This is a genomic window from Enterococcus sp. 125944 (genome assembly GCF_051909435.1).
GTDB lineage: Bacteria > Bacillota > Bacilli > Lactobacillales > Enterococcaceae > Enterococcus_D > Enterococcus_D gallinarum.
On sequence record NZ_JBQASY010000002.1, the window covers coordinates 99,228 to 125,271 of the forward strand.

The 26,044-nt window shown below is 40.7% G+C and carries 26 protein-coding genes; 24 read left to right on the forward strand and 2 right to left on the reverse strand.

From position 1 onward, the window contains the following. The 9 genes from yqeH (at position 1) to ACTFWY_RS03115 (ending at position 6,632) form a co-directional block, all read left to right on the forward strand. Positions 1-1,113 (forward strand): ribosome biogenesis GTPase YqeH, encoded by a 1,113-nt coding sequence (gene yqeH, locus ACTFWY_RS03075; RefSeq protein WP_003126358.1) that lies wholly within the window; start codon positions 1-3, stop codon positions 1,111-1,113. Positions 1,114-1,129: 16 nt separating this feature from the next. Further along, positions 1,130-1,441, forward strand: a complete 312-nt coding sequence (gene yhbY / locus ACTFWY_RS03080) for a ribosome assembly RNA-binding protein YhbY (protein WP_060813376.1) — start codon at positions 1,130-1,132, stop codon at positions 1,439-1,441. Positions 1,442-1,453: 12 nt separating this feature from the next. Continuing rightward, positions 1,454-2,092, forward strand: coding sequence for a nicotinate-nucleotide adenylyltransferase (locus ACTFWY_RS03085; protein ID WP_003126360.1), 639 nt, complete (start codon positions 1,454-1,456; stop codon positions 2,090-2,092). Continuing rightward, entirely contained in the window at positions 2,085-2,669 is a 585-nt protein-coding gene (gene yqeK / locus ACTFWY_RS03090; RefSeq protein WP_003126361.1) for a bis(5'-nucleosyl)-tetraphosphatase (symmetrical) YqeK, read from the forward strand. Before ACTFWY_RS03085 ends, yqeK begins: the two co-directional genes overlap by 8 nt. A gap of 27 nt (positions 2,670-2,696) precedes the next feature. Beyond that, positions 2,697-3,038, forward strand: coding sequence for a ribosome silencing factor (gene rsfS, locus ACTFWY_RS03095; protein WP_071870132.1), 342 nt, complete (start codon positions 2,697-2,699; stop codon positions 3,036-3,038). A 2-nt stretch (positions 3,039-3,040) separates the two neighbouring features. After that, on the forward strand, positions 3,041-3,772 hold the full coding sequence (locus ACTFWY_RS03100) for a class I SAM-dependent DNA methyltransferase (protein ID WP_160806202.1): 732 nt from the start codon (positions 3,041-3,043) through the stop codon (positions 3,770-3,772). 68 nt (positions 3,773-3,840) lie between these two features. Beyond that, on the forward strand, positions 3,841-5,004 hold the full coding sequence (locus ACTFWY_RS03105; protein ID WP_103299749.1) for a nucleotidyltransferase: 1,164 nt from the start codon (positions 3,841-3,843) through the stop codon (positions 5,002-5,004). 80 nt (positions 5,005-5,084) lie between these two features. Next, positions 5,085-5,810 carry a YebC/PmpR family DNA-binding transcriptional regulator gene (locus tag ACTFWY_RS03110; protein ID WP_003126366.1) on the forward strand — a complete coding sequence of 242 codons (726 nt, stop codon included), beginning with the start codon at positions 5,085-5,087 and terminating at the stop codon, positions 5,808-5,810. Positions 5,811-5,972: 162 nt separating this feature from the next. Then, the gene (locus tag ACTFWY_RS03115; RefSeq protein WP_081132191.1) at positions 5,973-6,632 is read left to right on the forward strand and encodes a hypothetical protein; all 660 of its coding nucleotides are present in this window, start codon (positions 5,973-5,975) and stop codon (positions 6,630-6,632) included. A gap of 153 nt (positions 6,633-6,785) precedes the next feature. Here ACTFWY_RS03115 and helD read toward each other — a convergent pair whose 3' ends face one another. Then, positions 6,786-9,050: an RNA polymerase recycling motor HelD gene (gene helD, locus ACTFWY_RS03120; RefSeq protein WP_138372023.1), complete on the reverse strand. Its 2,265-nt coding sequence runs from the start codon at positions 9,048-9,050 to the stop codon at positions 6,786-6,788. A 136-nt stretch (positions 9,051-9,186) separates the two neighbouring features. On the opposite strand from helD, the gene ACTFWY_RS03125 reads away from it, so the two are divergent. The 11 genes from ACTFWY_RS03125 to rbfA all read left to right on the forward strand — a co-directional run bounded on the left by ACTFWY_RS03125 (position 9,187) and on the right by rbfA (position 19,310). Beyond that, the gene (locus ACTFWY_RS03125) at positions 9,187-10,050 is read left to right on the forward strand and encodes an aminoglycoside 6-adenylyltransferase (protein ID WP_242387040.1); all 864 of its coding nucleotides are present in this window, start codon (positions 9,187-9,189) and stop codon (positions 10,048-10,050) included. A 125-nt stretch (positions 10,051-10,175) separates the two neighbouring features. Then, a complete protein-coding gene (locus ACTFWY_RS03130) occupies positions 10,176-10,352 on the forward strand; it encodes a 2-hydroxymuconate tautomerase (RefSeq protein WP_005471289.1) in 177 nt (58 codons plus the stop codon). 322 nt (positions 10,353-10,674) lie between these two features. Continuing rightward, on the forward strand, positions 10,675-12,615 hold the full coding sequence (gene thrS, locus ACTFWY_RS03135; RefSeq protein ID WP_041119746.1) for a threonine--tRNA ligase: 1,941 nt from the start codon (positions 10,675-10,677) through the stop codon (positions 12,613-12,615). Positions 12,616-12,950: 335 nt separating this feature from the next. Next, complete coding sequence (locus ACTFWY_RS03140) at positions 12,951-13,367, forward strand: DUF4234 domain-containing protein (protein ID WP_003126374.1); 417 nt, start codon at positions 12,951-12,953, stop codon at positions 13,365-13,367. After that, positions 13,367-13,705, forward strand: coding sequence for a DUF2752 domain-containing protein (locus ACTFWY_RS03145; protein WP_113849607.1), 339 nt, complete (start codon positions 13,367-13,369; stop codon positions 13,703-13,705). Before ACTFWY_RS03140 ends, ACTFWY_RS03145 begins: the two co-directional genes overlap by 1 nt. Positions 13,706-13,951: 246 nt before the next feature. Beyond that, positions 13,952-14,425, forward strand: coding sequence for a ribosome maturation factor RimP (gene rimP, locus ACTFWY_RS03150; protein WP_003126376.1), 474 nt, complete (start codon positions 13,952-13,954; stop codon positions 14,423-14,425). A gap of 21 nt (positions 14,426-14,446) precedes the next feature. Next, a complete protein-coding gene (nusA, locus tag ACTFWY_RS03155) occupies positions 14,447-15,643 on the forward strand; it encodes a transcription termination factor NusA (RefSeq protein ID WP_311810605.1) in 1,197 nt (398 codons plus the stop codon). 17 nt (positions 15,644-15,660) lie between these two features. Next, positions 15,661-15,957: an RNase P modulator RnpM gene (rnpM, locus tag ACTFWY_RS03160; RefSeq protein ID WP_003126378.1), complete on the forward strand. Its 297-nt coding sequence runs from the start codon at positions 15,661-15,663 to the stop codon at positions 15,955-15,957. Beyond that, entirely contained in the window at positions 15,950-16,252 is a 303-nt protein-coding gene (locus ACTFWY_RS03165) for a YlxQ-related RNA-binding protein (protein WP_005471295.1), read from the forward strand. The genes rnpM and ACTFWY_RS03165 overlap by 8 nt, the downstream gene beginning before the upstream one ends. 12 nt (positions 16,253-16,264) lie before the next feature. Further along, on the forward strand, positions 16,265-18,931 hold the full coding sequence (gene infB, locus ACTFWY_RS03170; RefSeq protein WP_156247442.1) for a translation initiation factor IF-2: 2,667 nt from the start codon (positions 16,265-16,267) through the stop codon (positions 18,929-18,931). A 28-nt stretch (positions 18,932-18,959) separates the two neighbouring features. After that, the gene (gene rbfA, locus ACTFWY_RS03175) at positions 18,960-19,310 is read left to right on the forward strand and encodes a 30S ribosome-binding factor RbfA (protein ID WP_005471299.1); all 351 of its coding nucleotides are present in this window, start codon (positions 18,960-18,962) and stop codon (positions 19,308-19,310) included. A gap of 102 nt (positions 19,311-19,412) precedes the next feature. On the opposite strand, the gene ACTFWY_RS03180 is transcribed toward rbfA, so the two are convergent. Then, positions 19,413-19,982: a phosphatase PAP2 family protein gene (locus tag ACTFWY_RS03180; RefSeq protein ID WP_005471304.1), complete on the reverse strand. Its 570-nt coding sequence runs from the start codon at positions 19,980-19,982 to the stop codon at positions 19,413-19,415. Between the two features lie 124 nt (positions 19,983-20,106). On the opposite strand from ACTFWY_RS03180, the gene truB reads away from it, so the two are divergent. From truB to yfcC, 4 genes are all read left to right on the forward strand, one after another. Next, on the forward strand, positions 20,107-21,036 hold the full coding sequence (truB, locus tag ACTFWY_RS03185) for a tRNA pseudouridine(55) synthase TruB (protein ID WP_219645026.1): 930 nt from the start codon (positions 20,107-20,109) through the stop codon (positions 21,034-21,036). A gap of 2 nt (positions 21,037-21,038) precedes the next feature. Then, positions 21,039-21,974: a riboflavin biosynthesis protein RibF gene (ribF, locus tag ACTFWY_RS03190; protein ID WP_103299759.1), complete on the forward strand. Its 936-nt coding sequence runs from the start codon at positions 21,039-21,041 to the stop codon at positions 21,972-21,974. Positions 21,975-22,666: 692 nt separating this feature from the next. Next, positions 22,667-24,091, forward strand: coding sequence for an APC family permease (locus ACTFWY_RS03195; protein ID WP_003126386.1), 1,425 nt, complete (start codon positions 22,667-22,669; stop codon positions 24,089-24,091). Positions 24,092-24,287: 196 nt separating this feature from the next. After that, positions 24,288-26,033, forward strand: coding sequence for a putative basic amino acid antiporter YfcC (gene yfcC, locus ACTFWY_RS03200; protein WP_029486754.1), 1,746 nt, complete (start codon positions 24,288-24,290; stop codon positions 26,031-26,033). Positions 26,034-26,044 lie beyond the last annotated feature (11 nt).

Here is a 26,044-nt window from a genome sequence, read left to right on the forward strand (position 1 = left end):
ATGAATGAAGAAATGATTCATTGTATTGGCTGTGGCGCGCTGATCCAGACAGAAAATCCAACAGAGCTTGGTTATACACCGCTCTCTGCATTAGAGAAAGGGTTAGAAACCGGAGAAGTCTATTGCCAACGCTGTTTCCGCTTGCGACATTACAATGAAATCCAAGATGTCTCGCTGACAGACGATGATTTTCTGCGTTTACTGAACGAACTCGGTCAAAAAGATGCATTAATCGTAAATGTAGTGGATATCTTTGATTTTAACGGTTCGTTGATTCCAGGACTTCATCGTTTTGTGGGAGACAATCCTGTGTTGCTAGTGGGCAATAAAGTGGATATCTTGCCAAAGTCATTGAAGAAATCAAAAATGACCCAATGGATGAGAGAGCGTGCCCATGAAGCAGGGCTGCGTCCAATCGATGTTTTATTGACAAGTGCAAAAAAAGCCGCCGAAATGACTGAATTGTTACAGGCGATCGATCATTATCGAGAAGGTCGAGATGTCTATGTGGTAGGTGTTACGAATGTTGGTAAGTCGACATTGATCAATCAAATCATCAAACAGACGGCTGGAGTCCAAGAATTGATTACTACTTCTCGTTTTCCAGGGACAACCCTTGATAAAATCGAAATTCCTCTCGACGACGGTCACTTTTTGATCGACACTCCAGGGATCATCCACCGACATCAGATGGCTCATTACCTTGGAAAGAAAGATTTAAAAATCGTGGCGCCGAATAAGGAAATCAAACCGAAAAGCTACCAATTGAATGCTGGCCAAACACTCTTTTTCGGAGGAGTGGCACGTTTTGACTTTATTCAAGGAGAGCGCAGCTCATTCATTGCTTATGTAGCAAATGATGTGGTGCTGCATCGCACGAAGTTAGAAAAAGCTGATGCCTTTTATCAAAAACATGTTGGTGGTCTTTTACAACCGCCTCGTCCTGATGAGTTAGCTGATTTTCCGGAGTTAGTTCGCTTTGAATTTTCGATCAAAGAAAAAACAGATATTGTTTTTGCAGGTTTAGGATGGATCACAGTCACAAAACCAGGAGTTGTTGCTGGTTGGGCACCCAAAGGCGTTGATGTGATCAAACGGAAAGCATTAATTTAAAGGAAGAAGGCAGAACATGGAATTACGAGGAAAACAAAAGCGGTTTTTACGCAGTGAAGCGCATCATTTAACACCGATTTTTCAGATTGGCAAAGGCGGGTTGAATGAGGCAATGATCAATCAAATCGAAGAAGCGCTAGAAAAAAGAGAATTGATCAAGGTATCTTTATTGCAAAATACCGACGAAGTGGCGGAGGACGCTGCTGCAGCAATCAGTGAAGCGATTCAATGCGAGGTTGTTCAAATCATTGGACGCGTGATTGTGTTATTCAAACCATCTACAAAAGAAAAATATCAAAAAATCTCTGTAAACGTACGTTCATTATAGGAGTGATTTGACATGCAAGGAAATTCGTTTGGCAAAGTTCAGACCTTATATACAACAGAAGCGGCTTATCAAGCGCCTAAAAAACAAGTGGGCATACTGGGGGGGAATTTCAACCCCGTTCACTATACCCACTTGGTCATGGGTGAAGAAGTTGGGCAAGCTTTGGGCTTGGATAAAGTCTATTTTATGCCTGAGTATCTTCCGCCGCATGTCGATGAAAAAAAGACGATCCCGGCTGCTCACCGACTGGCAATGTTACAGTTAGCGATTGCGGATAATCCCCGATTTGCGATTGAAGACATTGAATTGAAACGCAAAGGGAAAAGCTATACTTTTGATACAATGAAGGAACTGACTGAAAAGAACCCTGATACAAGTTATTACTTTATTATTGGCGGCGACATGGTACAATACTTGCCGAAGTGGCATCGGATTGATGAATTGATGGAGTTGGTCACCTTCGTCGGGGTTCGTCGTCCTAGTTATCCCGTTGAAACACCCTATCCGATCATTTGGATCGATGTGCCTTTGATGGATATCAGCTCCACAATAATTCGTAAGAAAGTGCAACAAGGATGCTCGATTCGCTACTTATTGCCGGAAAATGTGTTAAACTATATTCAAGAAAAGGGGCTGTATCTGGATGAATAGCCAACAGTATACGCCTGCTGAACGCGAATTATTGATGCAGGAAGTACAAATGCATATGAGCCAAAAACGATTTCAGCATGTACTAGGGGTAGAAAAAACGGCTGTCGCATTGGCTGAAAAATTCGGTGCTTCACCGGAAAAAGCCAGTATCGCTGCGCTGACTCATGATTATGCCAAAGAGCGTCCAGATGAAGAATTCCAGCTTGTCATTCGGCGAGATGGTTTTGATCTGGAATTGCTCAATTGGAGCAATGCTATTTGGCATGGTATTGTGGGAGCCGATTTTGTTCAGCGAGAGTTAGGCATCGATGACGAAGAGATCCTACAAGCCATTCGTATCCATACGACTGGCGCTGCAGAAATGAGTTTGTTGGATAAGATCATTTACGTTGCCGATTATATCGAACCTGGTCGATCATTTCCTGGTGTGAAAGAAGCCCGTGAATTAGCTATGATTGATCTTGACGCTGCAGTAGCTTACGAAACGAAACATACATTGCTTTATTTGATTGAAAAGGAAGCACCAATTTATCCCAAGACGATTGAAACATACAATCATTGGGTCGCAAACCATTAGGAGGGAATTACCATAGATAGCCAGAGAATTTTAGAAATTGCTGTTAAAGCAGCAGATTCAAAACATGCCGAAGATATTATGGCATTAGACGTTCGTGAAATTTCATTATTAGCCGATTACTTTGTGATTTGTTCAGGAAACAGTGAAAGACAAATCAATGCCATCATTGATGAAGTTCTTGACAAAGAAGAAGAAAACCAAGTGGAGGTTCGCCGTGTTGAAGGAAAAGATGGTGGTAAATGGGTCTTGATTGATCTTGGTGATGTCATCGTTCACGTTTTCAACGCTTCAGAACGTGCGTTTTATAATTTAGAAAAATTATGGTCAGATGCACCGCTTGTTGATCTGAATGAATGGGTCGTGGCTTAATAATGGCCTACGAAACATTTGCTTTTGTCTATGACGAAGTAATGGATTCCAGTCTCTATCAAAAGTGGCTGGATTTTTCTTGCTGTCATTTAGGTGAAAAAAAACAAATCATGGAATTAGCCTGCGGAACAGGTGCATTAGCAGTAGAATTCGCTAAAGCGGGTTTTGATGTAACCGGCTTAGACCTTTCAGAAGAAATGTTGATGATCGCCAGTCAGCGGGCGGAACAAGAGGATACGCCCATCCAATTGGTAGAAGGGGACATGCTGGATCTGACAGATGTGGGAACCTACGAAGCGATCACTTGTTACTCTGACTCAATCTGTTATATGGAAGATGAGCAAAGTGTCCAGCAAGTTTTCGATGGGGTTTATAACAGTTTGCGTGACGACGGGGTATTTATGTTCGATGTACACTCAACGTACCAGATCGATGAAGTATTCCCTGATTACAGCTACCACTATCAAACAGATGAGTTTGCCTTTCTCTGGGAAAGTTACCAAGGAGAAGTTCCTCACAGCATTGAACATTTTTTGACTTTTTTTGTGCAAAATGAGGATGGAACTTTCCAACGAATGGATGAACTACACCGAGAACGCACCTATTCGCTTGAAAGTTATCAGCGGATGTTAGAAAATGCCGGCTTCTCTGAAATCGAAATGTATGCAGACTTTATTGATAGTCCGCCAAATGAAAAGAGCCGTCGTTGGTTCTTTGTCTGCCGCAAGCTTTGATTGTTTGCGGTTTTTTTAGATTAAAAAGAACTTAAATTTATTTGCTGATGGGAGAAAGGAGTGGAGAAATGCAAGCATGCGGTATTGTTGTAGAGTATAATCCTTTTCATAATGGCCATGAATTTCATGTCCAGCAAGCTAGAAAAGCATCCGGAGCGGATGTTGTTGTGGCGGTGATGAGTGGCAACTTTTTGCAGCGAGGAGAACCGGCAATCGTTGACAAATGGCAGCGTGCTCGAGCTGCACTCGAAAACGGCGTGGATCTAATTGTAGAATTACCGCCGGCTTGGTCAGTTCAATCAGCTGATTTCTTTGCAAAAGGAGCAATTAGCATTCTGCAATCATTGGATTGCTCCTTTTTATGTTTTGGAACGGACGCTCCCGAACCGTTTGATTATGAAGCATTTGCGCATTTTGAGCAAAACAATCAAGAAGTCATCGACCAGTTTTTTCAAGAGAATGCTTCTGAGAACCAAACCTATACACAAAAAATGCATGCGGCTTTTGCAGCAGTCTATCCAGACTTTTTGGCAGAGGCTCATTTGCCTAATCACATATTGGGCATGCGCTATGCTCGTGAAACATGTCAGTATCCATCACCAATGAAACTGTTGCCGATTTCAAGGAAACAAGCGGCCTATCACTCACAAGAATTGTCTGGTGGGATGATTGCCAGTGCGACGGCTATTCGCAAAGCTGTGAAGGCAGGTCAAGAGATTAAAGGGTACGTTCCTGAAAGTGTAAGAAATGATTTATTAGACCAAACGATTGATTGGGAGTTTTTTTGGCCATTGTTGCAGTACCAACTTATCGCAACCCCTCTTGAACAATTGCGAACCCGGTATCAAGTGACCGAAGGATTAGAATATCGGATCAAAGATTGTTTACACGCCACTTCTTTTGCGGAATTTATGGCACTTCTGAAAACAAAACGGTATACTAGAACTAGACTTCAGCGGTTGATGTGTTATCTATTGTTTCAAGCAACCAGTGAAGAAGTCCAACAAGCGCAAAAGAATACCGGGATTCGTATTTTGGGGTTTACAACAGCAGGTCAAACTTATTTAAAGCAAGTTAAAAAGAAGACAGACCTGCCGCTCATTTCTAAATTTGGCAAAAAGGAAAGCGAGCGTTTTGGGTATTCTTTACGGGTAGATCAAATCTATCAGTTGGCATCACCACAGATTGTAGAACAAAATTTTGGTCGTTCCCCTATTTTTCTAAAGAATTGAACTGAAATTACTTCACAGAACAGGAAATCACAAGTATAATGATTAAGGAATTTTGATTATAAAGAAAGCGAAGTGAAATTATGGGTCGTAAATGGGCAAATATCGTAGCAAAGAAAACTGCTAAGGATGCAAACAATAGCCGAGTTTATGCAAAATTTGGAATCGAAATCTACGCGGCAGCAAAATCAGGTGATCCTGATCCTCATGCGAACCAAAAATTGCGCTTTGTTATTGAACGTGCAAAAACATACAATGTACCAAAACACATCATTGACCGAGCAATTGAGAAAGCAAAAGGTTCAGGGGATGAACAATACTCCGAATTGCGTTATGAAGGGTTCGGACCAAATGGTTCAATGGTTATCGTCGATACATTGACGAATAATGTTAACCGTACAGCAGCAGACGTACGAGCAGCTTTTGGTAAAAATGGCGGAAACATGGGTGTTTCTGGCGCGGTTGCTTACATGTTTGATAATACGGCATTATTTGGTTTTTCTGGTACGGATGCAGATGACATCTTAGAATACTTGATGGAAAAAGACATCGACGTGCGCGATGTTCTTGAAGAAGATGGTCAAATCATCGTCCATGGAGAACCTAGTGATTTTCATGTGATTCAAGAAGCTTTAAAAGAAAAAGGAATTACTGAGTTTTCAATTGCTGAGATGCAAATGATTCCTCAAAATGAAGTCACTTTGACTGGAGAAGATCTTGAAAAATTTGAAAAAATGATCGATGCACTAGAAGACTTAGAAGATGTCCAAAACGTTTATCATAATGTAGCAGACAGCGAAGAAGAATAAAAGTAAGACATCCTTGAAAGTTTATCTGTGCTTTCGGGGGTGTTTTTTTACTTTCATTTTTATCGTTTTCAAAAAACAAAGGGGTATTTCTTTTGGTTTAATCGCTTTTTTTATGTTATTATTTAAGTAATTAGCAGTATGAGCAAGAAGGGAGCGGCAGAGTTGGAAGAAAAAATCGTTTTAGAGCCTTTTGATCGGATTTTAAGCGGATACGATAAATTAGCAGAAGTATCTGTCTCAGTTTCTGATTGTTCTGCACTGTGCCGCAAATACAAAAAATACGGTGTAGAGGGATACCGTTTGGGCGGCTTTCGTGGAGCCACCTATTTGAATCGTTACTTGAATGTGACGGTAGATCGTGCGCCTTTACTGATTTATAAACGGAATTTTTTGATCCCGCTGGTTTTTCGAGTATCGGAAGCGTCCCAACGCTTATTTTTGGACAATTATCGGATGGAAGGCTTTTTCTTGTTGTTAGAGTGGCTGCTGCATCATCGTCCAGAAAAAGCAATCATTGATTTTCAGAAAAGTAGTCAAATTGATCCTGAAAGGGAATATGTGATCGACAGTTCTTATATTGCTTTTCGTTTAACAGAAATTCTAGATGGTTCCGGTTTTCCCCTCAGTCACTTTACAGATGTCGAACAATTTATGGAATGGAACCGGATCTATCGATTGATCGACAATGGCAGTATTGGAAAACATAGTAAAATCTTTGATCCTGACAATGAAGAAAATGTTTCAGAACTTCAGATGATTTTGACGATTGTCGCGATGAAATATCCAGAAACGAGACTCTTTATCGGTGAATTGAAGGGGTGATCGAACCCTGTAAAAAAATGACAAAACAAATACCGATCAAACAAGGCTTTTGTCGAGAAGAATATTGTTTGATTGATCATTTATCGCTAAGCAAAAACGAGAGCAAGGGATTGTCCGCTTGCTCTCGTTTTTTTGATGTATCAATCGCTTTCCTTAAAGCAATTGTAATGCGTAGGTTGCGGGATCAGCTTTCTCTAGCAATTGATTGGTGTTATTTTGCAAAACAATCAATTGGTGCATGGCACGGGTCGCCATGGTATAGAAGATCAATTGATCTTGCTCCGTCACAAAAGAAGTCCCATACGTCCATAAGAATACTTGATCAAATTCCAACCCTTTAGCTAAAAAGGCTGGAAAAATCATGATTTTACGTTTCATAAAATCTTCCTCTGAAGTAATTAATTGAACTTGATCCTGCATCTCTTCAGAGAGCTGGGCATAAAGCGCTCGGCAGTCGGCAGCTGTCTTACAGATGATAGCTGTGCGCCAGTGTGACTGTGATTTGGTTAATGCTTGCTGCAAGTAGTCCAGACCAACTGTTTCGTTCTCGGTTTGAATGACTTGAGGGAGAGCCCCTTCGCGTGCTGTCAATTCAACTTGATCGGAACCAGTTAAGAATTGGTTGGCAAAATCCGTGATTTCTTTCGTTGAACGATAGCTGGTTTTTAATTGATACCGAGTCACGCTGTCAGCAGGAAACAACTCTTCCAACGAACCAACGATCGTTTCATTACCGTAGACCTTTTGATTTAAATCACCACATAAAGTAATTCCGGCTTTAGGATATAATTGACGTAAGAGAGCCACTTGAGCAGGCGGAAAATCCTGCATCTCATCAATGAAAATAAACCGTGCTTTTTCATCCACATAGATTGGGTAAAGTTGTTTGATCAGCAAAAAGAATAGCACGGCATCTTCTTGGGTCAATTGGCGTTGCCGCAGACCTTCTCTCAGAAGTCGGAGATGTTGTTGCCAATCTTCGTCACGGATCGCTTGTTCGTCTAACAACGTCTTAGGAACTGCCTGTAAGAAATGTAAATACTGCTTGGTTTGGTTGATAAACTGGTATTGTTTGACACCACGAGTTAGTGAGCGGAATTTTTTCTTAACGATTTGCTGCCGGATTTGCTTACGCAATCGGCGTTCATTTTCTTCGGTGTACTCCTGATAAGGATCTTTGGCAAAATGTTGCTGCAACTGCTCTTCGGTTGCTTCTTTGACCCAATCTTTTTTGGCCTCATCTTTTTCAAGACCACCGATTTTTTTCAGTAATTTTGTTTGTAATAATTGACTCCGTTGATACAAAGGAAGCTCTTGATTTGTTTCTTGATACCAACGACGGATTTGTTCTTTCGTAATGTATGTCTGTCCTTGAATTTTTAAATCACGAAATAACGGACCGATCACAGAAATCTTCTGTACGTATCGTTGAATCAATTTGACAAGTTTCAGACTGCTTTTGATCTTTTCAATCCGATCGTCTGCTCCTGATAAGAAAGTTTCTTCTAGCTGTGTTTCTTTTGTGATTTGGAAATTGGGCAGAGCTCTTTGGATGAAATGGTGGAACGTACGTGTTGGCACTTCACTTTCCCCAAGAGAAGGCAAGACCATTGAAATATAATCGGAAAATAAATGATTGGGAGAGAAAAGCAAGACTTGTTCTTCATCCAGCCATTTGCGGTTGCGATAAAGCAAGAACGCCACCCGTTGCAACAGTGCCGATGTTTTACCACTGCCGGCAATTCCTTCAATCAGCATGAACTTGCTAGTAGTATCACGAATGATCTGATTTTGTGCTTTTTGGATCGTTGAGACAATATTTTTCATTTGAGAAGAAGAGGCTTCGTCTAAAATTTCCAGCAAAAACTCATCATTGATGATTTCTGAAGTGTCCACCATAGACAAAATCTGGCCTTCTTGAATTTTGAATTGACGCTTCAGCAACAACTCAACTGTAAAGCGATCGGTTTCTGTTTCATAAAACGTTTCGCCTAATTCTCCTTCGTAATATAAATTTGCGATAGGTGCCCGCCAATCGATGACAATTGTTTCTTCTTGCTGATCCCTTAAAGAGGCGATCCCTAGATAAAGTGTTTCTTTTTCTTGTTCTTCCTGAAAATCAATTCTGGCAAAATAAGGATTGCTAGCCATTGTTTCCAATGTTTTGACCCTTTTCTCTTGAGATTCCGCTGTTCGATATTTTAACAGCAATTCTTGCTCGTGTTGCTGATATTCAACAACAGATTCGTAAAAAGCTTCGCTGTCACCACCACGAATCTTCTTTTCGGAAATCTCTTTTAACTGATCCTCCATTTTTGTAGCCAAGTCCGCTTTTTGCTGCGCTAAGACCATTTGTTCTCTTCGAATCAATGCGATCGTATCATCGACATGTAGTTGTTCTTTTTGACGTTCGTTCACAAGGAATCCTCCTTAAAAAAATTGCGACATAAAATTATAGCATATAATCTTTGCAAATGTCGTCTGAAAAATCGTTCTATGGTAAAATTTAAGTATGCTTTTGAGATCAATTGGATCAAAGAAAGGGAGGATACCTGTGCGGAATGAAGCTGAAATGCTAGCAGTGATTTTACGAGTTGGTCAAAAAATAGGTGTCCAAGCAATCGCAATCTCTGGGTCCCGGCGAGAACCTGATGCAATAAGCGATCGGTTTCAAGATTATGATATCGTTTATATTGTTGACAATATGCAAGAACTAATAGCAGAACCTAGCTGGCTGGAAGAATTCGGACAGATCATGATCATGCAGACTCCAGAAAGTTCTGTGCTTTCGCAACCCTCTTTGGGAGGACGTTTTACATTCTTGATGCATTTTGAAGATGGCAATCGCATAGACTTGATGCTTTGCCCGGTTGAATTGATCCATTTGTTGCAAGCTGAACCCTTTCTTGAGCGTCTCTATGATCCAAAAGAACTTCTGCAGGGAATGACAGTTCCTGATGCCTCTATCTTTTGGATTAAACCACCGACAGAAAAAGCGTTTCATGACAGTTGTAACGAATTTTGGTGGGTAGCGACTTATGTCGTCAAAGGGCTTGTCAGAAATCAGCTTTTCTATGCCGCCGACCATTTGTACCAAATTTGCTGGCAAGAGTTGCTTCGGCAATATGACTGGTATCTAGCGCATCAAGCAGACTATCGTCTCAGTACCGGAAAGAACCATAAATATCTTCAAAATTATTTATCAGAAGAAGAGTATGAGCGGTTGACGGCACTTTGTTTTTCATCTGTTGAAACTTGCGGCGAATCATTATGGAAAATCGTTCAACTATTTGATGAGATTGCTCGTTATGTAAGCAGACAACACCAATTTTTGTACCATGAAGAGGAAGCCAGTAAGGTGATGAAGTATGTTCAAAAATGGCATTCGAGAAAATGGCGTGAAGATCCAGCCAAATGAAATGGAAGAATCTTTAGATTGTCAGAAACGCTTATTCTTGATAAGGGACAGTCATTCGATAATAGAGCAGGTTATTGCAGAGCATAATTAAGAAGCGTATACTAATGAACAGAGGAGTGATGACTATGCCATTTATTCATGTAGAATTAGTAGAAGGCCGATCGCAAGAACAATTGACCAATATGATGAAAGAAATTACTGAAGCAGTCCACAAAAATACTGGGGCACCTAAAGAACATATTCATGTCATTATCAACGAAATGAAAAAAGGACAGTATGCAGTTAATGGTGATTGGAAATAATTTACTTGATTTTTTAAGCAGATAGTGGTTAAATGAAGCCATAATTGATTGATGAAAAAGACACCTGAATTTGAGAGTCTTCGATAAGAGAGGGAAATCACGGCTGAAAATTTCCTGGAAGAAAACCAATGGATGACCACTTTTTCAAACCTTTGTTGAAACAAAGGCGGTCGTACCGTTATCCCGTCAAAGAAATACAGCGTTGTTGTATTTGAAATTAGGTGGAACCACGAAATCTTCGTCCTAGTATCGTTATCTGATACTAGGACTTTTTTTGGTTCGAATCATTCATTGATCAAATAAATCAGTAGGGGGAAAACAAATGACACTAACAATTACATTCCCAGATGGGGCGAAAAAAGAATTTGCAGTTGGCATCACAACAAAAGAAATTGCTGAAGGAATCTCTAAAAGTTTAGCGAAAAAAGCCTTAGCAGGAAAGGTCAATGGTCAGTTGATTGATCTTGATCGAGGGATTGAAGAGGATGCACAAATCGAAATCGTCACACCGGATCATGAGGATGCTTTAGGCTTGGTTCGCCATTCAGCAGCTCACTTAATGGCTCAGGCGATGCGTCGCCTTTATCCAAACATTCATTTTGGCGTGGGACCAGCTATCGATACAGGATTCTATTATGATACAGATAATGGAGAAAGCCCTGTAACTGCCGAAGATTTACCAGCAATTGAAGCAGAAATGATGAAAATCGTGAAAGAAAATCTACCGATCGAACGTCGTGTATTATCGAAAAAAGAAGCTTTAGAACTATTTGCTGAAGATCCATATAAAGTAGAATTGATCAGTGAACTACCAGAAGATGAAACGATTACTGCCTATCAACAAGGAGAGTTTGTTGATCTATGCCGCGGGCCTCACGTGCCATCAACAGGACGGATTCAAGTGTTCAAACTTTTATCTGTGGCAGGAGCTTACTGGCGTGGAAATTCAAATAACCAAATGATGCAACGGGTCTATGGAACAGCGTTCTTTGACAAAAAAGAGTTGAAAGAATTCATTCGTTTACGAGAAGAAGCCAAAGAGCGGGATCACCGCAAGCTAGGGAAAGAGTTAGACTTATTCATGCTCTCTCCAGAAGTTGGTGCTGGTCTACCATTTTGGTTGCCAAAAGGTGCAACCATTCGTCGTACCATTGAACGCTACATCGTGGACAAGGAAGTAAGCTTGGGTTACCAACACGTTTATACACCAATCATGGCCAATGTTGATCTTTATAAGACTTCAGGACACTGGGATCATTATCATGAAGATATGTTTCCGCCAATGGACATGGGAGATGGGGAAATGCTCGTTCTTCGTCCAATGAATTGCCCCCATCATATGATGGTCTACAAAAACGATATTCACTCTTATCGTGAATTGCCGATTCGAATCGCTGAATTAGGGATGATGCACCGTTACGAAAAATCTGGCGCTCTTTCTGGGTTGCAACGGGTTCGGGAAATGACTCTAAATGATGGACATACATTTGTTCGTCCTGATCAAATCAAAGATGAATTCAAACGGACTTTGGATTTGATGGTTGAAGTCTATAAAGATTTCAATGTAACAGATTACCGCTTCCGTTTAAGCTATCGTGATCCAGAAAACAAAGATAAATACTTTGATGATGATGCGATGTGGGAAAATGCCCAAACCATGCTGAAAGCAGCGATGGATGAATTGAATTTGGATTATTTCGAAGCAGAAGGGGAAGCAGCGTTCTATGGTCCAAAATTAGACGTTCAAGTAAAAACTGCTTTGGGCATGGAAGAAACGCTTTCCACGATCCAATTAGATTTCTTATTACCAGAACGTTTCGACTTAACTTATGTTGGTGAAGATGGTGAAAATACACATCGTCCCGTCGTGATCCATCGCGGGATCGTTTCAACAATGGAACGTTTCGTTGCCTACTTAACAGAAGTTTACAAAGGCGCATTTCCAACTTGGTTGGCACCGATCCAAGCAACGATCATTCCTGTTTCAGTCGATGCACACAGCGATTATGCTTATGAGATCAAAGAACGTCTTCAATCACAAGGTTTACGTGTGGAAGTGGACGATCGCAATGAAAAAATGGGCTACAAAATTCGCGCATCACAAATGCAAAAAATTCCTTATCAGTTAGTTGTCGGAGATCAAGAAGTCAAAGATGCAACTGTCAATATTCGTCGTTACGGCAGCAAAGAAACGAACGTTGAAGAACTAAATATCTTTGTTGATGCAATGGCAGCAGAAGTAAAAAATTATAGTCGCGCATAAATCAATTAAAAGGATTGTAATAAAAGGATTGTAATAAAAGGATTGTAATAAAAGGATTGTAATAAAAGGATTGTAATAGAAGCAAAAAATGAGACTATCCGAATGACAGTGGGAAAAAAGTGTTTGTCCAGCTGGCGTTATTACTGGTGACTAGTTGGAGATTAACAGCATCCCCAATGTCCTTCAGAGGTTTCGTTTATTAAAAAGCTTAGATTACATCCTTTTTTTTCATTATTATTGAAATAAATTTCCTTTAAAAGGACTTTCTACTTTTTTGGATTGGTGTATAATTGGAAGAAAAGTAAAAAGATTCAATCTTTTAGAAGGAGTAACCGATGTATCAAAATTATCAATCCAAGAAAAAGTCCATTTTAATGGTGATTTTACTAACTATTATTACTTGCGGCATCTATTCACTTTTCTGGCTATACCAAACCACGCAAGATTTGACAGAATATAGTGAAGATTATCGCCTTACCCCAGGCATGTCTGTGTTGTTGACGATCATTACTTGCGGGTTGTACCAAATTTATTGGTGGTATCGAATCGCGGACATTTTTATCACTGCACAGGAAAAAACGAAATTTCCACGTATCAATGATAATAAAGTGTTGTTTGTTGTCTTAGCGATTTTTGGTTTGGACATTATCAATATGGCCATTTTACAATCGGATATGAATCAAGTGTGGGAGTCTGCAGATTCTGCAAGCCAATCAGTTACTCAAGACACTGATGATTGGACCGATTATTAATGTGTCCGTTTAAACTGCTGACGGGGGTTCCTTGCCCTGGATGTGGAATGACTCGCGCCTATTTGCATCTTTTTGAAGGTGACATACAAGGCGCTTTTTATTTTCATCCACTTTTTTGGCTCATTCCTTTGCTAGTGTTACTTGTCATTTTCTGGAAAAAGCCCATGGTTCAGCGTATCAATCAAAATCGCTACTTTTGGCTTGGACTGATGATTGCTGTTCTGGGCGTTTATGGCTACCGCATATGGCACTTTTTTCCTGATCAAGCGCCGATGGACTTTGATCCGAAAGCTTTGCTTCCACAAGTCATCACGAAGCTTGTCGCCTTCATTGCTTGAATCAAGAAAGACAGCTGCCTATTTTGAGATAGAGGGAACAAGGAAGTATTCTGAAGGAAGAAATCTTAAGAAATAGGATGTAAAATTTTCAGAAAAAGCCATAAAATGCTAGGATACTTGAATTTGTTAGTAAACTATGTTATATTTACATAGTAATGATACTTAGAGTGAGTGAGCGGTTTTTTCGCTCACTCTTTTTAATGGAATGAAGTTCGTTTCGTTGAGAAATAAAGGAGGCGATGTCGTGTGAGTACAGTGGTGGAAACTGTCACAACAATTGTGACCCCCATTCTGGAAGCGCAAAATTTTGAATTAGTTGAGGTAGAATTTGTTAAGGAAGGAAAAAGCTGGTTTCTAAGGGTGTTTATTGACAAAGAGGGCGGAATCGATATTGAAGAATGTGCCTTTGTCAGTGAACAACTGAGTGATAAATTGGATGCCTGTGATCCAGATCCGATCCCACAAGCCTATTTCTTAGAGGTATCCTCGCCTGGTGCTGAACGCCCCCTCAAAAAAGAAGAGGACTATCACCGTGCAGTTGGAGAATATATCCATCTTTCCTTGTATCAGCCGGTGGAAGGCGAAAAGCAATTTGAAGGCTTTTTGCAGTCCTTTGATGAAGAACAACTAGTCATTAAGATTCGAATCAAAACAAGAGAAAAAGAACTAACGATCGAACGGAAAAATATTGCCAAAGCTCGTTTAGCAATCCAATTTTAAACACGGAGGAATGGAAGAATCATGAGTAAAGAAATGTTAAATGCACTTGATGCATTGGAAGCAGAAAAAGGCATTTCAAAAGAGATCGTCATTGACGCATTGGAAGCCGCGTTAGTGTCAGCGTACAAACGTCATTATGGTCAAGCGCAAAATGTAGAAGTTGAATTTGACCAGAAAAAAGGCAATATTCACGTTTATGCAGTCAAAGAAGTGACCGAAGAAGTAATGGACTCTCAATTGGAAGTGTCTTTGAAAGAAGCCATGACGATCAATCCTGCTTACGAGATTGGCGATAAGATCCGTTTCGAAGTGACCCCGAAAGATTTTGGCCGGATAGCTGCTCAAACAGCAAAACAGGTCATTTTGCAACGGGTGCGCGAGGCAGAACGGACAATCATCTACAATGAATTCAGTGCCTATGAAAAAGATATCCTGCAAGGGATCGTTGAACGTCAGGACAATCGCTATATCTATGTGAACCTTGGAAAAATCGAAGCAGTATTATCAAAACAAGATCAAATGCCAAATGAATTCTATCAACCTCACGATCGGATCAAAGTATTTGTTTCTCGGGTCGAAAATACTTCGAAAGGACCTCAAGTTTTTGTAAGCCGTAGTCATCCTGATTTATTACGCCGTTTATTTGAACAAGAAGTACCGGAAGTTTATGATGGTACAGTTGAAATCGTCAGCATTGTCAGAGAAGCAGGAGACCGCTCTAAAGTAGCTGTGCGCTCATTTGATGCTAATGTCGATCCTGTCGGAACTTGTGTTGGTCCAAAGGGACAACGGGTTCAAGCAATCGTCAATGAATTAAAAGGTGAGAACATGGATATTGTTGAGTGGAATGATGATCCAGCGGTATTTATTGCAAATGCATTGAATCCAGCAGAAGTGACTGATGTTATTTTTGATGTGGATAATCCGAAAGCTTGTACGGTGGTCGTACCTGATTATCAGCTATCGCTTGCCATTGGTAAACGAGGACAAAATGCCCGTTTGGCTGCGAAATTGACTGGCTTTAAGATCGATATCAAATCGGAGTCAGACATGGAAGAATTTTATGCAAAATTAGAAGAAGGCGCCTATATCGATGAAGGCGAGGCTGTTGAAAGTCAAGAAAGCACTATCGAAGATAATGAGTCTCACGACGAAATGATCATTGCTTCTGATATGACGGCAGACGATTACGAAAACATGGATTTTGACGAAAAATAAGTCAAGGAGAGATCGCGATGAAAAAACGAAAAATTCCTTTACGAAAATCTGTTGTTTCAGGGGAAATGATTCCCAAAAAAGAAATGCTGCGCATCACCCGTTCGAAAGAAGGAACCGTTGCGATCGATCCATCCGGCAAGATGCCGGGTCGAGGAGCGTACATCGCTATCGAACCAGAGGAAGCGCAATTAGCTTGGGATAAGCGGATCTTGGATAGAGTATTAGAGACGAAATTGTCAGATGAATTTTATCAAGAACTCTTAGACTATGTGACGCATCAAAAAGCCCGAAGAGAGTTATTTGCAAATGAATAAACAAAAAGCATTGAATATGTTAGGACTAGCCATGCGTGCTGGGAAATTGATCACTGGCGAAGAGATGACGTTAAAAGAGATTCGTCAACAACGAGCAGCTCTCGTACTTGTCGCTAGTGACGCTGGTAAAAATACACAAAAGAAAATAAAGGACAAAAGTTCTTATTATGAAATTCCGCTCCTAGATACATTTTCTGCCGATGAAATCAGTTCAGCCATTGGCAAACCGCGAATGGTGGTGGGCATTCTAGATGCAGGATTTGCAAAGAAGGTGCAGGAATTAATATTAGGTTAGGAAGGTGATTGCATGGGAAAAAAAAGAATTTATGAACTTGCAAAAGAATGGAACAAATCGAGCAAAGAGGTTGTTGAAAAAGCACAATCTTTAGGCTTTGATGTGAAAAATCACATGGGCGCGATCTCAGATGGAGAGGCGCAAAAATTGCGGCAGTCATTAGGCGGCAATCCAAATGATCGATCATCAGCAAAACCAACTCCCGCAAATCAGAAACCAGCCAACCAGCCGGAAAAACAAGAGCAAAAGAAATTTAAAACGCAGAGAAATAATCCTAACTTCCAGAACCGACACAATAATCAAGGGCAGCGGAACACGACGAATTATCGTCCTAATGGTCAAGGACAACCCAACCGCCCAACAAGTCAAAACAACGGATCAACAAATCAAGGAAGTAATCGACCAAATAACCAAGGAAGTCAAAATCGAGTGAATAACCAAGAAAATCGTAACAATCAAGGACAACAAAATCGTCCAACGAACCAAAATAGAACACAAGGACAACAAAATCGTCCAAATAATCAAACCACAAACAATCGGCAAGGACAGCAAAACCGTCCAACGAATCAATCAAGCAATAAACCCGGACAACAAAACCGTCCTAGCGGTCAAGGGCAACAAAATCGCCCAGCACAAGGACAACAAAATCGTCCGAACCAAGGAAATCAAAGTCAAAATCGCCCAGCACAAGGACAACAAAGTCGTCCAAACCAAGGGGCTAGCAGTCAAGGAACACAAAACCGTCCAGCTGGTGATAACCAAAATCGCGGTGGAAATCAAAACCGTGGTAAGTCAAACTACAACGGACGCAACAATAATTTCAATAACAATAACCGCAACAAGTTTAACAAAAAAGGGAAAAAAGGTCGTCAACAGCAAGAGAAAAAACCACCTGTTCCAGCACGTAAATTCCGTGAATTACCAGAAGTATTGGAATATACAGAAGGCATGAATGTAGCGGATATCGCGAAAAAAATCTATCGTGAACCTGCTGAGATCATCAAGAAGTTGTTTATGATGGGAGTTATGGTCAATCAAAACCAACCATTGGATAAAGATACGATCGAATTGTTAGCAACTGATTACGGTATTGAACCACAAGAAAAAGTTCAAATCGACATCGCGGATATCGATAAATTCTTTGAACCAGAAGAACAAAACAAAGAAAATCTTGTTTCTCGTCCGCCGGTAGTTACCATCATGGGACACGTTGACCACGGGAAAACAACGTTATTAGACACATTGCGCCATTCTCGTGTGACAAGCGGAGAAGCTGGTGGGATCACGCAGCATATCGGTGCTTATCAAATCGATATCGATGGCAAACCAATTACTTTCTTGGATACTCCTGGACACGCGGCCTTCACAAGTATGCGGGCACGGGGAGCAAGTATCACTGATATTACGATTTTAGTTGTAGCAGCAGATGACGGTGTAATGCCACAAACTGTCGAAGCAATCAACCATGCTAAAGCAGCAAAAGTACCAATCATCGTTGCGGTTAACAAAATCGATAAACCAGGTGCGAACCCGCAACATGTCATGCAAGAATTAAGTGAATATGAATTGATTCCAGAAGCCTGGGGTGGCGATACCATCTTTGTAGAAATCTCTGCTAAATTTGGTCAAAATATTGAAGAATTGCTGGAAATGATTTTACTTGTTGCTGAAGTAGAAGATTTGAAAGCAGATCCATCACAACGGGCGATCGGTACAGTGATCGAAGCTCGTCTGGATAAAGGAAAAGGTCCGGTTGCTACCTTATTGGTACAGCAAGGAACGTTACATGTAGGTGATCCTATCGTCGTCGGGAACACATTCGGTCGAGTTCGTGTGATGACCAACGATTTAGGCCGTCGGGACAAAACAGCGGGACCAGCTACACCAGTTGAAATTACCGGATTGAATGATGTGCCGCAAGCGGGTGATCGATTCGTTACATTTGAAGACGAAAAGACAGCTCGTGCAGCAGGGGAAGAACGCGCGAAACGCGCCGTGATGGAACAACGCGCTTCCAGCAGCCGGGTAACGCTTGACAATCTGTTTGAAAGCCTAAAAGAAGGCGAATTAAAAGAAGTCAATGTAATCATTAAAGCGGATGTTCAAGGTTCTGCTGAAGCGTTGGGTGCTTCATTGAAGAAAATCGATGTAGAAGGCGTTCGGGTCAATATTGTCCATTCAGCAGTTGGAGCAGTCAATGAAAGTGACGTGACACTTGCAGCAGCAAGTAACGCGATCATTATTGGTTTCAATGTGCGGCCAACTCCGCAAGCTAAACAACAAGCCGAAGCCGAAGAAGTCGATATTCGTTTACACCGAATCATTTACAAAGCTATCGAAGAAATCGAAACAGCGATGAAAGGGATGCTTGATCCTGAATTTGAGGAAAAAATCACTGGTCAAATGATCGTTCGTGAAACCTACAAAGTTTCTAAAGTTGGTACGATCGCCGGTTGTTATGTAACGGAAGGCAGCATTCGCCGTGACAGCGGTGTGCGGGTAATCCGTGACGGAATCGTGATCTATGAAGGAAAATTAGCTAGTTTGAAACGTTTCAAAGATGACGTGAAAGAAGTAAAACTAGGGTTTGAATGTGGTGCCATGATCGAGAAATTCAATGATGTCAAAGTAGACGATGTGATTGAAGGCTACGTAATGGAAGAAGTACCAATGAATTAAGACACTAGTTATCAGGGAGGTTTTTTGAATGGCTAATTATCGTGACCGTAGAGTTGCCCAAGAAATCTTAAAAGAAGTGAATCAAATACTTCGTAAGAAAGTCCGTGATCCTCGTGTTCAAGATGTTACCATCACAGATGTTCGCGTGACAGGGGACTTGCAGCAAGCAACGATTTTCTACAGCACTTTGAGTGATCTTGCATCTGAAAAGCAAAAAGCACAAGCCGGATTAGAGAAAGCAACAGGGTTGGTCCGTCGTGAATTGGGACAGGCACTGTCATTATATAAAGTTCCGGAGTTGCAATTTGAACTAGATGAATCTGTTCAATATGGAAATAAGATCGATGAAATGATTCGCGATTTGCATAAAGGCGAATAAAGAATCACATAAAAAAAGGCCGCGTATATGCGGTCTTTTTTTTATTACTGAGAGGTGAGGCTATTCTATAATGATCAAACAGATACTGTGCAAGGCCAAAAATCATAACAAAATGGTGATCAATGCAGCAACTGCTAATCCTAAAAACCACCCACCGATAACATCTGTCAAAAAATGGATCCCTAAATAAACGCGACTGAACCCAATCATAAAACTGAGCAGGACCGCAAGAATGCTCATGGGCAGAACAGCAGGTGGCAAAAGAAAAGCCATATTCATCGCTGCAGTTCCATAAAGTGCGGCAGAAGTAGCAGCATGGGCACTAGGGAAGCTGTGGTCTTTTTCTTCGACTAACCGATGATCGTTTGGTCGTTCTCTGCGGACGATCCGTTTAATCAGATAAGCGAATGCAGAGACAAGTAAGACACTCGCTGCTGCTTTCGGCGCTAGGATAGTTTGTGTAGCTGGAAAAACATAAAGCAATAATAATAAGATGATCGTGGGCAATGCTTTACCGAAATTTGTAAAAAAGAGCATCATCCGTGTTAAAGCAGGTGTTCGGCTCTTGATAACAAATAAAGCCAGTGCCTCCTCTTGTTGTTGCAGCGTACCACGTTGAACCAAATATAAAAAAAGTATGAAACCAATCAATGAACAAACGAATACAATCATGTGGCACCTCCTTATAATATAAGTGTATCATGAACGAATATCATTCTGAAAGACTTTAAGACCATACTAAGTTTTTTTAGAATATGGTATAATGGTCAAGTTGAAAAAGAAGCGGAGGGATACTATGGATGGAATTTTGCCATTATGGAAAGAACGTGGTCAAACCAGTCACGACTGTGTCTTTAAACTACGAAAAATTTTACATACAAAAAAAGTCGGACACAGTGGAACCCTAGATCCTGATGTAGACGGTGTATTGCCGATCTGCATTGGCAAAGGAACCAAAGTCGTGGAATACTTGGTGGATTCCGGAAAGATATATACAGGAGAAATCACGCTAGGTTTTTCCACAACGACCGAAGACCGTTCGGGTGAAGTTGTTGAAAGGACGCCTTTAGCAAAACCTTTTACTACAGCAGAAGTCGATCGTGCAATGGCAAGTTTGACTGGTGAAATTACCCAAATTCCGCCAATGTATTCCGCAGTTAAAGTCAATGGGAAACGTTTGTATGAATATGCCCGGGCAAATGAAGAAGTGCAGCGTCCAAAACGGCGAGCTTTGATTCATTCATTTAAGCGGATCAGCGATCCAATCTTTGATGAGACAAGTGGCACCCAATCGTGGCGGTTTCAAGTAAGCTGTGGGAAAGGAACGTATGTCCGTACGTTAGCCGTCGATACGGGTGCTGCTTTGGGAGTAGCCTCTCATATGTCTGACTTGACACGGTTAGCAAGCGGCGGCTTTACCAAAGATCAATCTGTTACGCTTGCAGAAGTTCGTGAAGCAATGGAATCAGGGCGAATCAATGAGTTGCTGCAGCCCATTGAATATGGGGTAAGCGGGTTTCCCAAAATTGCAATTGATGAGAAGTTGTGGCAGAATGTCAAGAATGGCATGCCCTTGCCATATCGTAGTTTTGGTCTTCAAGAACCTCCTGCAACACCTGTGGCATTGTTTTATCAAGATAAAGTCGTTAGTATCTATATGCCGCATCAAAGGAAACAGGGGCTATTAAAACCTGCGAAAGTTATTCGTACAGAAATAGGAGAGTAAGAATGGAAATTATCGAGCTACGTCATCCATATAATAAAGATGTCATTCCATCAGAACCTGTCGTTTTGGTTCTAGGCTTTTTTGACGGTGTGCATCTAGGTCATCAAAAAGTTATTGAAACAGGAAAAGCAGCAGCAAAAGAAAAAGGATTGAAGCTGGCATTGATGACATTCAACCAGCATCCATCTATTGTCTTTCAAAAAGTGGATCCTGAGGCAATGCAATATCTAACCAGCTTATCACAAAAAGAAGCCCATATGGCTGATTTAGGAGTCGACTATCTTTACGAAGTGGATTTCACTTCAGCTTTTGCAAATTTAGCGCCGCAAGTCTTTGTCGATCAATACATGGTAGGTTTACATGCGGAAGTGGTCGTGGCTGGATTCGATTATACCTATGGAAAGAAAGAGACAGCAAACATGGCACTTTTACCTTCTTATGCCCAAGGCCGTTTTGAAGTGATTACCGTTCCCAAGGAAACTTTGGCAGGGGAGAAAGTCAGCTCAACAAGAATCCGCGCCGCTTTGCAGAACGGAGAAATGGCAGAAGCCAATCGACTGTTAGGTTATCCTTATGAGTTTGAAGGAACTGTCGTACATGGCGATGCCAGGGGACGCGAACTTGGCTTTCCGACAGCGAATATTAAAGTCAAAAGTACAGTGCGCCTGCCAAAAGAAGGTGTCTATGTTACCGAGCTTAAAGTAGGTGATCGCTGGTATCCGTCTATGGGATCGATTGGTCATAATGATACCTTTGGTCAAGGCCGACAATTAACAGTGGAGATCTATATTTTAGATTTCCATCAAGATATCTATGGAGAGACTGTTGCGATTCGCTGGCACCACTTTTTGAGAGATCAAGTTGCTTTTAGTGGCGCAGAAGCCTTGATTGAACAACTGCAACAAGACGAGATTGATACTAGGAAATACTTCGAATAAATAAGAGCTACCTTTAGTACTCGTAAAAAATCTTAAGAGGATCGGAAAGTGTCAATCAAACTGATCTAATTAAGATTTTTTGTTATTTTAAATAATAGTTAAAAGAGTTTTATGACGAATGTTATCGTTTTTATTGTAGTCTAGACAAAATATAAGTTGGTTTTTTTCTATTACTGTTCACTTTGTTTAGCGGGATGAGTGGTGTAAGGGGATATCTTGCGTGAATAAAATTATTTTTCTAATCATTAATAGTTAAAAGTCTGAAAAATTCCAAAATTCTGTTTTATCTTTTTTCTAAAAAATTTGTTTAGGTGCTAATTTCCAGTAAAGGAACGGAACGCAATAGAAGTTATTTTAATCTAAATAATGGTTTTTATCTCGTTATTTATATATCGCTTAACCCATTGTTAAAAAACGATGAAAATTGTTATTATTTTCTCTTGACCAAAATAATTTTGGGGTTTATTCTAAAATGAGGTGATGACTGAAACGAAATGAATGGTCAAAAAAAATGATATTCTATTCAATTTCTGGTCAATGTTAATGACAGTTATCGAGAAGTTCGTTAGAAGTGAAAAAGCGTTGTGGACAGCTCATTCGACTTACAAATAAACTTTGCTCGATACATGGAAATCATGATCATTCGAGAATTCGGTTCGATCACTGAAATCATATGTTTAAAGGAGAAAGTAATGAACGAGAAACAATTGCGCTGGTATAATATTGCGCTAATGGCGTTTGTCTCTGTTTGGGGACTCGGGAATGTAGTGAACAACTATGCACAACAGGGATTGACTGTTGTTGTATCTTGGATCTTGATCATGGCATTATACTTTGTTCCCTACGCATTGAGTGTAGGTCAACTAGGATCAACGTTCAAGGAATCAAGCGGTGGTGTATCCTCTTGGATCAAAGAAACTTCAACCAAACGATTGGCCTTTTTCGCTGCTTGGACTTACTGGGTCGTTCACGTCCCATATCTCGCACAAAAACCACAAGGGATCCTGGTATCATTGAGTTGGTTATTTAAAGGAAACGGCTCTTTCGTATCGACTGTCGGATCAATGGAAGTCTCATTAATTTGTTTAGCTATTTTTCTTTTCTTTTTATGGATCGCATCTAAAGGATTGACTACATTGAAGATGATCGGTAATATTGCCGGAACAGCGATGTTTGTCATGTCGATCTTATTTATTATTTTAGCAGTAACAGCACCAGCGATGACTGGAGCTCAAGTAGCAACACCAAATATGACAACTGTTTCAACTTATATTCCTAAATTCGATTTTACTTACTTAACGACGATTTCGATGCTGGTGTTTGCGGTAGGTGGCTGTGAAAAAATTTCGCCTTACGTTAATAACACGAAAAACCCTGCCAAAGAATTTCCTAAAGGAATGATCTTTTTAGCCGGAATGGTCGCTTTATGTGCGTTACTAGGATCAATCGCAATGGGGATGCTGTTCGATGCAAACAATATTCCTAAAGATTTGATGGTAAATGGCGCTTATGAAGCATTCCAACGTCTTGGCAATTTCTATGGGATTGGCAATACATTTGTGATTCTTTATTCGATCGCCAATGCATTAGCGCAAATTTCAGCATTAGCATTTTCTATTGATGCGCCGTTGAAAATTTTGCTTTCTGATGCAGATCCAGAATTTGTACCAAATGGTTTGGCAAAATTGAACAAAAAAGGTACACCGATCAATGGATATATCATGACAGGGATCTTAGTCAGCATCTTGATCATCATTCCTGCGTTAGGTATCGGAAATATGACTGAATTGTATCGCTGGTTGTTGAACTTGAATTCGGTTGTGATGCCATTACGTTACTTATGGGTATTTGTAGCCTTCATGCTGATCAATAAACAAGCCCATCGATTCTCATCAGATTATAAGTTTGTTAAAAATACAAAACTAGGCTTTGGTATTGGTTTGTGGTGTTTCTTATTTACAGCATTTGCTTGTATCTTAGGGATGGTACCAAAATTAGATTATGCTGCTGATCCAAAAGCTTGGTTGTTCCAATTGTCATTGAATATCATCACACCGATCATCTTTATCTTGATTGGACTGATTTTACCAATGATCGCAAAACGTGTGAATAAATAGAAGATGCATCACCTAAAAGTCTTCAAGATATTTTACTGTCTTGAAGACTTTTTCTTGTCTATTACTTGTTTGGTACATCAGTGTTCTCCTAGCTTATTTCGCTAGAATTTACAACAAATTCTAATGGTTTCCCAATGAGTAAAGGGCAAAATTCCGCTATACTAAAAAAGATGGAAAATGATAATTTATGCAGTGAATGTATAAGGTGAAAGGGAGAAAATTGGTGAAAAAGAAAAAAGATTTAACAAAAATGAAAACGCCACACACGTATGTGATCATTTTTGGCGTAGTGCTGGTAGCATGGGTATTGACGTTTCTGATTCCTGCCGGAAAATTCAGTACGGAAGAGATTGAATATGTTGATGCAAATGGTGAAGTGAGCACGCGAACGGTTTTGAAACAAGATTCATTCCGTTATGCGTATCCGCTTAATACCGATTTTGTCTTCGAGCAGTTAGAGAATTTAGAAGAAAATCCAGCAGAGCTAGAAGAATTGGGTGTCGATCAAGCAGCACTGCAAAGTGTGCTAGACGAAGGGGAGTCGAAACTTGATCAAGAAAAGCTCGATGAGCTCTCCCTAACGGATGATGTTCTTTATGAGTTATATGGAGATAAAATCTACGATACATCAGAAAAACTTCATAAGACAGCAAAGGTTTGGGGAACAGATGATTTTGGCGGTTTTGGTTTCTTGAACTTTGTGTTTGAAGGATTGGTTTCAGGAGATAAATATGGTTCCGCTGTGGGGATCGCTGCGTTGATCTTAGTAGTCGGTGGCGCATTTGGGATCATTATGAAGACCGGAGCGATTGATGCTGGGATTTTTGCCTTTATCAGTAAGACACGAGGATTAGAACGATTGGCTTTACCGCTTTTATTCTTTGCTTTTTCATTTGGAGGAGCAACTTTTGGGATGGCGGAAGAAGTAATTCCTTTTTCTATGGTCATGGTGCCATTTGTGATCGCACTTGGGTATGATTCGATCGTGGCGGTAACGGTCACCTATGTGGCCTCGCAAATCGGGAATGCAACTTCTTGGATGAGTCCGTTTAGTGTGGCGGTTGCGCAAGGGATCGCGGGTATCCCAGTTCTTTCAGGGGCAACTTTCCGAATTATCATGTGGGTAGTCATTACTGGCTTATCAGCTGCATATTTGATGGTGTATGCAGAACGTATTCGTAAGAATCCGGAGAAATCATTGACTTACAAATCGGATGCCTATTTCCGCGACCATATCCAGAAGACATCTGATGAAAACAAGCCGTTTCTTTTGGGGCATAAACTGATTTTGCTTGAAATGCTGGCAGTTTTGATTTGGATCGTCTGGGGAGTAACACAAAAAGGGTACTATATTCCAGAAATTGCTTCACAGTTCTTCGTGATGGGCTTAGGTGCAGGCCTGATTGCTGTGATCTTTAAGTTAGAAGACATGGGCTTGAACGATGTAGCAAGTGCTTTTCAATCAGGTGCAGCTGATTTGGCCGGAACAGCGATTGTTGTTGGGATGGCAAAAGGAATCCTGCTTGTTCTAGGTGGTTCTGATGCCAATGTGCCTTCAGCGTTGAATACGATCCTACACAGCATCGGCGGATTGCTAAGCGGTGTGCCAGCCTTTATCGGTGCTTGGTTCATGTATATTTTCCAAAGCTTATTTAATTTAGTTGTTACTTCGAACTCAGGTCAAGCAGCATTGACAATGCCGATCATGGCGCCATTAGCTGATCTTGTGGGTGTCTCCAGACAGATCGCCGTTTTAGCTTATCAATTAGGTTCCGGATTCATGGATGCATTCACTCCAGTATCTGCCAGTTTGATCGGTGTGCTTGGCGTTGCCCGAATCGAATGGGCAAAATGGGCAAAGTTCCAAATTAAAATGCAAGGATTTCTGTTTGTGTTAGGTACGATCTTTATCTTTATCGCTGTAGCGATTGGTCTGCAATAAGAGGGGAGCTG

Bases quoted from the DNA above. Each gene is read 5' to 3' on its own strand.
- rnpM (WP_003126378.1), top strand. From the start codon at position 15,661: ATGAAAAAACGAAAAATTCCTTTACGAAAATCTGTTGTTTCAGGGGAA.
- truB (WP_219645026.1), top strand. From the start codon at position 20,107: ATGGATGGAATTTTGCCATTATGGAAAGAACGTGGTCAAACCAGTCAC.
- yqeK (WP_003126361.1), top strand. From the start codon at position 2,085: ATGAATAGCCAACAGTATACGCCTGCTGAACGCGAATTATTGATGCAG.
- yhbY (WP_060813376.1), top strand. From the start codon at position 1,130: ATGGAATTACGAGGAAAACAAAAGCGGTTTTTACGCAGTGAAGCGCAT.
- ACTFWY_RS03110 (WP_003126366.1), top strand. From the start codon at position 5,085: ATGGGTCGTAAATGGGCAAATATCGTAGCAAAGAAAACTGCTAAGGAT.
- ACTFWY_RS03145 (WP_113849607.1), top strand. From the start codon at position 13,367: ATGTGTCCGTTTAAACTGCTGACGGGGGTTCCTTGCCCTGGATGTGGA.
- infB (WP_156247442.1), top strand. From the start codon at position 16,265: ATGGGAAAAAAAAGAATTTATGAACTTGCAAAAGAATGGAACAAATCG.
- nusA (WP_311810605.1), top strand. From the start codon at position 14,447: ATGAGTAAAGAAATGTTAAATGCACTTGATGCATTGGAAGCAGAAAAA.
- ACTFWY_RS03180 (WP_005471304.1), bottom strand. From the start codon at position 19,982: ATGATTGTATTCGTTTGTTCATTGATTGGTTTCATACTTTTTTTATAT.
- ACTFWY_RS03105 (WP_103299749.1), top strand. From the start codon at position 3,841: ATGCAAGCATGCGGTATTGTTGTAGAGTATAATCCTTTTCATAATGGC.
- thrS (WP_041119746.1), top strand. From the start codon at position 10,675: ATGACACTAACAATTACATTCCCAGATGGGGCGAAAAAAGAATTTGCA.
- rbfA (WP_005471299.1), top strand. From the start codon at position 18,960: ATGGCTAATTATCGTGACCGTAGAGTTGCCCAAGAAATCTTAAAAGAA.
- ribF (WP_103299759.1), top strand. From the start codon at position 21,039: ATGGAAATTATCGAGCTACGTCATCCATATAATAAAGATGTCATTCCA.
- yqeH (WP_003126358.1), top strand. From the start codon at position 1: ATGAATGAAGAAATGATTCATTGTATTGGCTGTGGCGCGCTGATCCAG.
- ACTFWY_RS03140 (WP_003126374.1), top strand. From the start codon at position 12,951: ATGTATCAAAATTATCAATCCAAGAAAAAGTCCATTTTAATGGTGATT.
- ACTFWY_RS03195 (WP_003126386.1), top strand. From the start codon at position 22,667: ATGAACGAGAAACAATTGCGCTGGTATAATATTGCGCTAATGGCGTTT.
- ACTFWY_RS03165 (WP_005471295.1), top strand. From the start codon at position 15,950: ATGAATAAACAAAAAGCATTGAATATGTTAGGACTAGCCATGCGTGCT.
- ACTFWY_RS03100 (WP_160806202.1), top strand. From the start codon at position 3,041: ATGGCCTACGAAACATTTGCTTTTGTCTATGACGAAGTAATGGATTCC.
- ACTFWY_RS03085 (WP_003126360.1), top strand. From the start codon at position 1,454: ATGCAAGGAAATTCGTTTGGCAAAGTTCAGACCTTATATACAACAGAA.
- ACTFWY_RS03130 (WP_005471289.1), top strand. From the start codon at position 10,176: ATGCCATTTATTCATGTAGAATTAGTAGAAGGCCGATCGCAAGAACAA.
- yfcC (WP_029486754.1), top strand. From the start codon at position 24,288: ATGTATAAGGTGAAAGGGAGAAAATTGGTGAAAAAGAAAAAAGATTTA.